Below are 486 nucleotides of genomic sequence, written 5' to 3' on the forward strand. Positions count from 1 at the left end.
CGCAGGTCAACGAGGTCAACGAGCAGATGCGGCGCGCGCTGGAGGCGCGCTTCGGCAGCGGCTACGACTACATGTACCTGTTCCCGGGCATGCAGAAGGTGGTGCAGGCGGCCGGCCGCGTGATCCGCACCGAGCACGACGAGGGCGTGGTGCACCTGATCGACGATCGCTACCGGCGCCGCGAGGTGCAGCGGCTGCTGCCGCGCTGGTGGCGGGTGGAGTGACGAGCGCTGGAGGCCCGCCCGGGCTCAGGCCGCCTGCTTGCGATCCGCCGCGGCCGATGCGGCGCCCGCGGCCGGCGTTCCCACCTTCCAGACGAAGGGCGGCTCGGTGCCGTTGACCGAGCGATCGCCCACGATGCGCGCCTTGTAGACCACCGGATTGTGCGAGGACACCGTGCGCGCGTTGCGCCAGTGACGGTCGAGATCGCTCGCCTCGCGCGTGGCCGAGGCACCCAGCGCGTTGAACAGATGGGTGGTCGCGCGC

At 71.8% G+C, this 486-nt stretch carries 1 protein-coding gene and 1 pseudogene; one reads left to right on the forward strand and one right to left on the reverse strand.

Translation table 11 applies throughout. The annotated features are described in order from the left end of the window. The coding region (locus FQ746_RS30420) for a helicase C-terminal domain-containing protein (RefSeq protein ID WP_144113527.1) at positions 1-224 on the forward strand (224 nt) is incomplete at its 5' end. A gap of 24 nt (positions 225-248) precedes the next feature. Here the strand turns inward: FQ746_RS30420 and FQ746_RS30425 are convergent. Then, positions 249-486, reverse strand: a pseudogene (locus tag FQ746_RS30425) (monooxygenase); the annotation flags it as partial.

This window comes from Paraburkholderia sp. BCC1886, from assembly GCF_900996245.1.
Taxonomy (GTDB): Bacteria; Pseudomonadota; Gammaproteobacteria; order Burkholderiales; family Burkholderiaceae; genus Paraburkholderia.